This window comes from Reyranella sp. (assembly GCF_052439685.1).
GTDB lineage: Bacteria > Pseudomonadota > Alphaproteobacteria > Reyranellales > Reyranellaceae > Reyranella.
Genome location: NZ_JBQVQG010000039.1, coordinates 32,127 through 38,983, shown reverse-complemented (window position 1 = coordinate 38,983; position 6,857 = coordinate 32,127). Strand labels below are relative to the sequence as shown.

Sequence of the window (6,857 nt, the reverse complement as noted above, 5' to 3'; positions counted from 1 at the left end):
GACTTCTTCATCTCCTGCCTCCTCTCGGAGGCCAGTCTCTCAACTAATCGTTGGTCCGAAAACCCGCGGGCAGGTCAATCTCACCGATGCGGCTAGTTAAATCGCCCTGATTCTTGCTTCTTCATTCGCCACTCCCTTCGTCATTCGCGCAAGGAAACGCCCCAGGTTGGAGCTGATTGGCACGGCATTAGGTAGCAAACGCACCTAGCGGTTTAGACCGCCGTGCGGCTCACGCGCCTAGTGCCTTTGAACGGAGTTCAGAGGTGCTAATTGGACCGATTGCCGCCATCTGTTGCGGCATCCATGGCTATCCGCCGGTTGTAGAAAGTCAGCGCAAAGCAAAACTGGCTGTATCGGCGACACTTGAACGCGTCTCGATAGTAGACCTTGCCGACCACATAGATGCGCAGGAGCCCCTTCGCTATGAGCTGCTGATCCGCCGAGGAGACTTGGCGGCCAGTATTAATTCCGAAGCTAAGGTGATCCCCGGGAGCAATGTCCGATGGCGTGAATGGAGGCCGCTCAGATTTCCTGTCGCGCAGAATTTGGCGAGAGACTTTGAAGGGCGATTCTACCAATGGACTGGGTCCAATCTGGAAGTCCAACCACTGATTCACTCGATAAGCGGGGGTTTGTCCGCGATTGACCGTCTTCAGGCCAAGGACGAGCCGCCCACTCAAGAAGGACGCTTCGACATTTTCGTCGGGCTCAACCGAAAGATATGCCCGCAATTGACGCTGGGCAGTGTCGGAGGCAACGGCGATAGCCCTATCCGCCGCGTCGGCGGCCCTGAAGGAAGCAACGGCGGATTTACCAGCGATCTGGGCGGCGTCAGCGGCAGCCCAAGCAGCCCAAGCGGTGGCGGCGAGGGTGAGAACCAAAAATGCGGCCCCTACGACGGCAGCGCGTGTCTGGAGATAAGAAAGCCATACAGCTTCCTCGGCTGCGTTACTCGCCCTGATGCTCTGCGCCAAGTCGCGATAGCCTTTTCTTTGTATTGCGTCTTTGTCGGCGCATTCATCTTGCTGGTATGGCGACGCGCCTGAAGGCTTCTGCAAAATAGAAAAACACTCCGGGTCGAGTGCTTTAGCGAAGGCGCTGTAGTCCTCTAGAGTTTGCTGCTGAGGGATCGGAGGCGCAGGGGGCCACAGCCAAATAGAGAAGCTCAAGGCCACCAATGCGGCGGTAAGTGCTCCTAGGGCTCGCTGAGCCTTAGTGTTGTGCAGCCGATTGCAGAGAGACATTGCAGGAAAAACGCAGCGGTGAATCCGCCCCTGCTGATCTTGTTAGCAATGTTTCGCTCGGTTCAGACGTGCCCATTGCGGAAAGTTTTTCTGTCAACCCACGGTAGCCGACGTTTCGTCATTAGGCATCAGACGGGCCTAGAGGCGCGGCGGCTAAGATGGGTCATCAGCCGCATAAGCCGACTCCGCGTCCTTGTCGGCGTAGTCATGCCGCGCTCTGACACCCGCGATGCGGGGCCGGTAGCGCTACTCCAGCTTGATGTTCGCGGCCTTGGCAATGCGCGTCCACCGGGATACCTCGCTGGCGACAAAGCGGGCAAAATCTGTCCGACTTTCGAGCTCTACGCGCGCGCCGTGACGAGCCCAAATGTCCTTTACTTCCTTGGTCTCGAGTGCCGCCTGAATCGCCGCGTGCATTCTGTCGAGAGCCGACTGAGACGTCTGTTTGAGTGCCATGATCCCAAACCACTGACTGACACGGAAGTCGTCGAGCCCGGCTTCACCGAATGTAGGAACGCCGTTGAGCACGACATCTCGTCGCCGCGCGGCTACGGCCAGCGCTCTAAGTTTGCCATTCGCTACCGCGGCCGTCACGCTATGCGGAGGCAAGAACGCCGCGCCAGCACTTGTCGCAACTAAAGCGTCAAGTTGGGCGGCAGTTCCGGGATAAGGTACGTGCCTGAACTTGATATTGGTCCGCTCGGTGAGCAAATTGATCGCGAGATGCGAGATGGTGCCCTCGCCATCAGAACCCACTGCAATTGGCGTCGAAGCAGAGCGTGCTGCTGAAAGGAAGTGTTGTAGATCGTTGGCATCGATGATGCGGGGATTGATCACCAAGACCAGCGGTTCGCGCGCCAGGGCGCTGACCGCAACAAAATCCCGGGCAAAATCAAATCCCGCCCCACCCTTGGGATAAATGACGGAAGCGTAGGTTAGCCCCGTGTAGGCGACCATGAAGGTATGGTCGTCGTTGGCAGCCCGGGTAAATAGTGTCGCGGCCAGAGTGCCTCCCGCCCCGGTGCGACGATCGATCACGATCGGTTGCCCAAGCTTCTCACCGATGCTCTTGGCTACCTGTTGAGCATAGAGATCCGCGCTGCTGTCTTGAGGGAAGGGCACGATCCAGGTCAGTTGCTTTTTCGGCCGCGTATCAGCCCTTGCTGGGCTTACTGTCGCAAGAACTGAGCCGCCCATGAACGTACGGCGAAGAAAACCCGTCACTCCAGCCCCTTCCCTGCAGTCGCCAACACACCCCCCCCCTCTACGGTTACAAGAGGACTTGGCGGTGCCAATACTGTGGAATTATTCCGCGACTAAACCAAGTGAAGCCCCAACGAATGATGGTCAAGGCAGAGACGCTTGCCGCGTTCCCTCGGTGGGGCTGGTCGTCGGAAAGAGCACCCCCGACCGTGCCGGACGACCAATCACGGTCGTCATCGACCGCGTTCACGGGGCTTGGAGAGGTCAGTACCGGACGTTTTCTGCGCAGATGGCGATTGGGTGTCGGCGATTGGCCCGCGTTCCTGTAGCCGCCATGGTCCTGAGAGTCCGCCGCTAGCCGATTGTCTCGGCACGGGTGATGTTCAGCGGGTTCGGCGGGTGGGCCAAGGGGCGAAAGCGCCGGGGAAGATGCAGCGTCGCCGCCTTCGCAAAGAGCGCCAGCCAGGCCGCGAGGGCATCCAACGTGCCGAACAGCTTCGCGAGGCGAGGAACGCCTGCGAGAGCAGGTATCAGTATGTGGACGGGTCCAATTCTCACGCTTCCGAAAGCGAGAAATCGGCCATTTTCCATGTCGGGCAAGGTCCTGGGGTGCGAGAGCTGCTGATCTGCCGGCCGCCGCACTCCTTGTGCGGCGGCCTTTCATTGTGCCAGATTGTCAACAATCGACGATCTGCTCAGAGAGGACGTTAATTGGCTTTTGCGGATGTCTCGACGCGGGACACAGGCGCGCTTTTCGAGCGCGTACCGAAGGCGACCTTGCGCGCGCACATTGTCGAGCAGCTCCGGTCCGCGATCCTGGCGGGTGATATTCCGCCCGGGGCGCCGCTGGTCGAGACCGCGCTGTCGGAGCGCTTCGACGTCAGCCGCGGCCCGCTGCGCGAGGCGCTGCGGCAGCTGATCGAGGAGGGGCTGGTGGTGACCGTGCCCTACACCGGCACGCACGTGGCCGAGCTCTCGGTCGAGGACGTCCACGAGATCTATTCGCTGCGCACCGTGCTGGAGACCTTCGCCTTCGAGCAGGTCTGGCCGCGCCGCGACGATCGCTTTCGGGCCGAGCTCAGCCGCCGCAACGAGGCGCTGATCGCGACCATCGACGCGGGCGACGACCGCGCCAGCATCTTGACCGAACTCGAGTTCCACGGCCTGGTCTACGAGGCGAGCGGCCATAGACTGCTGCAGCGGGCCTGGCATGGCTTGCGCGGCCGACTGCAGCTCTACTGGGCCGCGCATCATCGCGCGCACGGCCGACGCGGGCCCAAGCGCGACAGCCACGACAGCTACATCAAGGCGGCCTTCGGCACGGACTTCGAGGCGATGAAGGCCGAGATCGCCGATCACATGCGTCGCGGCGTCGAGACCACGGAGAAGTTCCTGCGCTCGATGCCGACTTTGTCGGGGAAGCAAAAGAGGGGAGACAATTCATGAGCATCAATCGACGTTCGTTGTTCGCCGTCGCGGCCGCGAGTGCCGCGGTCCTGGCCATTCCCTTCGCCGCGCGCGCCGAGGGCACGCTCGACGAGGTGAAGAAGCGCGGCGTGCTGAGGGTTGGCGTCACCCAGGCGCCGCCCTGGTATTCGAAGGATCCCAAGACCGGCCAATGGGCGTCGGGTCTCGGGGTCGAGATGGGCAAGGCGATGGCGCAGTCGCTGGGCGTGAAGTTCGAGCCGGTCGAGGTGAGCTGGGGCAACGCGATCGCGGCCCTGCAGGGCGACAAGATCGACATCATGTTCATGCTCGACGCCACGGCCGAGCGCAAACAGGCCGCCAACTTCCCCGAGTCGCCGCTTCTCTGGTACTCGCTCGCCGTGCTGGCGCGCGACGATCTGAATGCGAAGACCTGGGAAGACCTCAACAAGCAGGGCGTGCGCATCGCCGTGCCTCAGGCGTCGACCATGGATCGCTGGGCGACGCAGCACACGCCCAAGGCCGACATCCAGCGCTTCCCCGGCAACTCCGAGGCGATCGCCGCCTTCCAGTCGGGCCGCGTCGATGCCGTGCTGCTCTTTCATCCGCCGCTGCTCGCCGCCCGCCAGCGGCTAGGCAAGGGCAAGATCGTGGTGCCGCTGCCCGCCGAATCGCAGCCGTCCAGCGCGGCGCTGCGCAAGGGCGACACCGCCTTCACCGCCTGGGTCGATAAGCAGTTCGCCGATTACTACAAGAGCGGCCAGACCCAGAAGTGGTACGAACAGGCGATCGCCGACTTCGGTCTCGATCCCAAGTCCGCGCCGCCGGTCATGAAAGAGATGATCAAGTAGGCGGCTTCGCCCTTGGCCTATCAGTGGGACTTCTCGCCGGTCCTCGCCAACGCACCGTTGTTGGTCGAAGGGCTGGTGAACACGCTCAAGATCACGGGCACGGCGCTGGTCTGCGGCGTCGTGCTGGGTCTGGGGCTGGCGTTGCTGCGCCTCTCGCCACGGCGCTTCCTGTCGTGGCCGGCCGGCTTCGTCATCGAGGTGTTCCGTACGACGCCGCCGCTGGTGCAGCTCTTCTGGTTCTTCTTCGCCCTGCCGATCCTGGTCGGCATCGAGATGACGCCGTTCGTGGCGGGCGCCGTCACCTTCTCGATCCAGTCGGCCTCGTTCTTCGCCGAGGTGTTCCGTGCCGGCATCCAGTCGATCGAACGCGGCCAGTGGGACGGCGCGCGCGCGATCGGCATGCGCCATGACCAGGCCATGCGCCGCATCATCCTGCCGCAGGCGGTGAAGCGCATGATCCCGGCCTTCATGGAGCGCGCCATCGAGCTCATGAAGACGACGACCCTGATCGCCACCATCTCCTATGCCGACCTGCTGTTCGCCGCCAACGAGATCTCGCAGAAGACCTTCCGGCCGCTCGAAACCTATACGGTCGTGGCGCTGATCTATTTCGTCGTGATCTTCCTCGCGAGCCAGGTCGCCCGCCTGGTCGAGCTGCGGCTGGCGCGCAGCGGCGAGAGTACAGTGCATTGAGCGAGGGGCACTGATGCGCTGGGACTTCGCCTCGGTCTTCGACAACACCGATGCGCTGCTGGTCGGCGCCGCCGGCACCCTGCGCATCTTCGCGATCTGCCTGGTGCTGGGGCTGAGCCTCGGCCTGCTCGTCGGCCTGGGCCGCTACTCCCGCAACCGCTGGCTCCACATCCCGGCCACGATCTTCGTCGAGTTCTTCCGCAACACGCCGGTGCTCGTACAGATCCTGTGGTTTTACTTCGCCCTGCCGATCCTGCTGCCCTTCGCGATTTCGCCGCTGGCCGCCGCCTCGCTCGGCATCTCGCTCAACTCGGCGGCCTTCTCGGCCGAGATCTATCGCGGCGGTATCCAGTCGATCGAGACCGGCCAGTGGGACGGGGCGCGGGCGCTCGGCATGCGCTGGGGCCAGGCGATGCGGCGCATCATCCTGCCGCAGGCGCTGAAGCGCATGCTGCCGGCGCTCACCAACCGCGCCATAGAAATCTTCAAGATGTCGACGCTCGCCTCGGCCGTGGCCTATGTCGAACTGTTGCAGCAGGGCAAGCTGATCGCCTCGCTCAACTACAATCCGATCGAGGCCTATACCGCCGTGGCGGTGATCTTCTTCGTCTTCCTGTGGCCGCTGGTGCAGTTCAGCTACTTCCTCGAACGCCGGCTGAAGAGGGACGAATGACGATCCTGAAGGTCAGCGGCCTCACCAAGCGCTTCGGCGCGACCGATGTGTTGCGCGGCATCGACCTCGACGTGGCGCGCGGCGAACGCATCGCCATCCTGGGCGCGTCGGGCTCGGGCAAGAGCACGCTGTTGCGTTGCCTCAACTTCATGGAACGACCGGGCGGCGGCACGATCGCGCTCGACGGCCAGGTGCTGGGTCGCGAGGGCAAGACGGGCGAGCGGACCTATCGCGAAAGCGAGCTGATCCAGGTGCGCCAGCGGGTCGGCATGGTGTTCCAGCAGTTCAACCTGTTCCCGCACATGACGGCGATCGGCAACGTGATGGAAGGGTTGCGCACCGTGCGCGGCATGCCGAAACCTGAGGCCGAGGCGCGGGCCGCGAAGGAGCTGGCGCGGGTCGGTCTCGCGGAGAAGGCCGATACCTATCCGGCGCATTTGTCGGGCGGCCAGAAGCAGCGGGTCGCCATCGCGCGTGCGCTCGCCATGGACCCCGAGATGCTGCTGTTCGACGAACCGACCTCGGCGCTCGATCCCGAGCTGGTCGGTGAGGTGCTGGCCGTGATCCTCGCGCTCGCCGAGGAGGGGCGGACGATGCTGCTGGTCACGCACGAGCTGGGCTTCGCCTATCACGTCGCCACCCGCGTGATCTTCCTGGCCGACGGTGCCATCCACGAGCAGGGCACGCCGGACGAGGTCCTCAAGAATCCGAAGAAGGACCGCACGCGCGCCTTCCTCGCCAGCCACAAGCAATTCAGCTTCTAGGGAA

At 63.2% G+C, this 6,857-nt stretch carries 8 protein-coding genes; 5 read left to right on the top strand and 3 right to left on the bottom strand.

Annotated features, from left to right (window positions below; all coding sequences use genetic code 11):
* Positions 1 to 266: 266 nt before the first annotated feature.
* From ACT6UX_RS28040 to ACT6UX_RS28030, 3 genes are all read right to left on the bottom strand, one after another.
* Positions 267 to 1,178 (bottom strand): hypothetical protein, encoded by a 912-nt coding sequence (locus ACT6UX_RS28040; RefSeq protein ID WP_444778450.1) that lies wholly within the window; start codon positions 1,176 to 1,178, stop codon positions 267 to 269.
* 17 nt (positions 1,179 to 1,195) lie between these two features.
* Positions 1,196 to 1,282: a DUF6471 domain-containing protein gene (locus ACT6UX_RS28035; RefSeq protein WP_444778453.1), complete on the bottom strand. Its 87-nt coding sequence runs from the start codon at positions 1,280 to 1,282 to the stop codon at positions 1,196 to 1,198.
* Positions 1,283 to 1,490: 208 nt separating this feature from the next.
* Positions 1,491 to 2,468 (bottom strand): Bug family tripartite tricarboxylate transporter substrate binding protein, encoded by a 978-nt coding sequence (locus ACT6UX_RS28030; RefSeq protein ID WP_444778449.1) that lies wholly within the window; start codon positions 2,466 to 2,468, stop codon positions 1,491 to 1,493.
* A 756-nt stretch (positions 2,469 to 3,224) separates the two neighbouring features.
* Between ACT6UX_RS28030 and ACT6UX_RS28025 the strand changes: the two genes are divergently transcribed.
* Genes ACT6UX_RS28025 through ACT6UX_RS28005 form a run of 5 tightly spaced genes read left to right on the top strand, consistent with a single transcriptional unit; the run spans position 3,225 to position 6,853 of the window.
* Positions 3,225 to 3,893 carry a GntR family transcriptional regulator gene (locus ACT6UX_RS28025; RefSeq protein ID WP_444778448.1) on the top strand — a complete coding sequence of 223 codons (669 nt, stop codon included), beginning with the start codon at positions 3,225 to 3,227 and terminating at the stop codon, positions 3,891 to 3,893.
* Positions 3,890 to 4,723: a transporter substrate-binding domain-containing protein gene (locus ACT6UX_RS28020; RefSeq protein WP_444778447.1), complete on the top strand. Its 834-nt coding sequence runs from the start codon at positions 3,890 to 3,892 to the stop codon at positions 4,721 to 4,723. Before ACT6UX_RS28025 ends, ACT6UX_RS28020 begins: the two co-directional genes overlap by 4 nt.
* A gap of 12 nt (positions 4,724 to 4,735) precedes the next feature.
* On the top strand, positions 4,736 to 5,416 hold the full coding sequence (locus ACT6UX_RS28015; protein ID WP_444778446.1) for an amino acid ABC transporter permease: 681 nt from the start codon (positions 4,736 to 4,738) through the stop codon (positions 5,414 to 5,416).
* A 13-nt stretch (positions 5,417 to 5,429) separates the two neighbouring features.
* On the top strand, positions 5,430 to 6,089 hold the full coding sequence (locus ACT6UX_RS28010; protein WP_444778445.1) for an amino acid ABC transporter permease: 660 nt from the start codon (positions 5,430 to 5,432) through the stop codon (positions 6,087 to 6,089).
* On the top strand, positions 6,086 to 6,853 hold the full coding sequence (locus ACT6UX_RS28005; protein ID WP_444778444.1) for an amino acid ABC transporter ATP-binding protein: 768 nt from the start codon (positions 6,086 to 6,088) through the stop codon (positions 6,851 to 6,853). Before ACT6UX_RS28010 ends, ACT6UX_RS28005 begins: the two co-directional genes overlap by 4 nt.
* Positions 6,854 to 6,857: the final 4 nt, after the last annotated feature.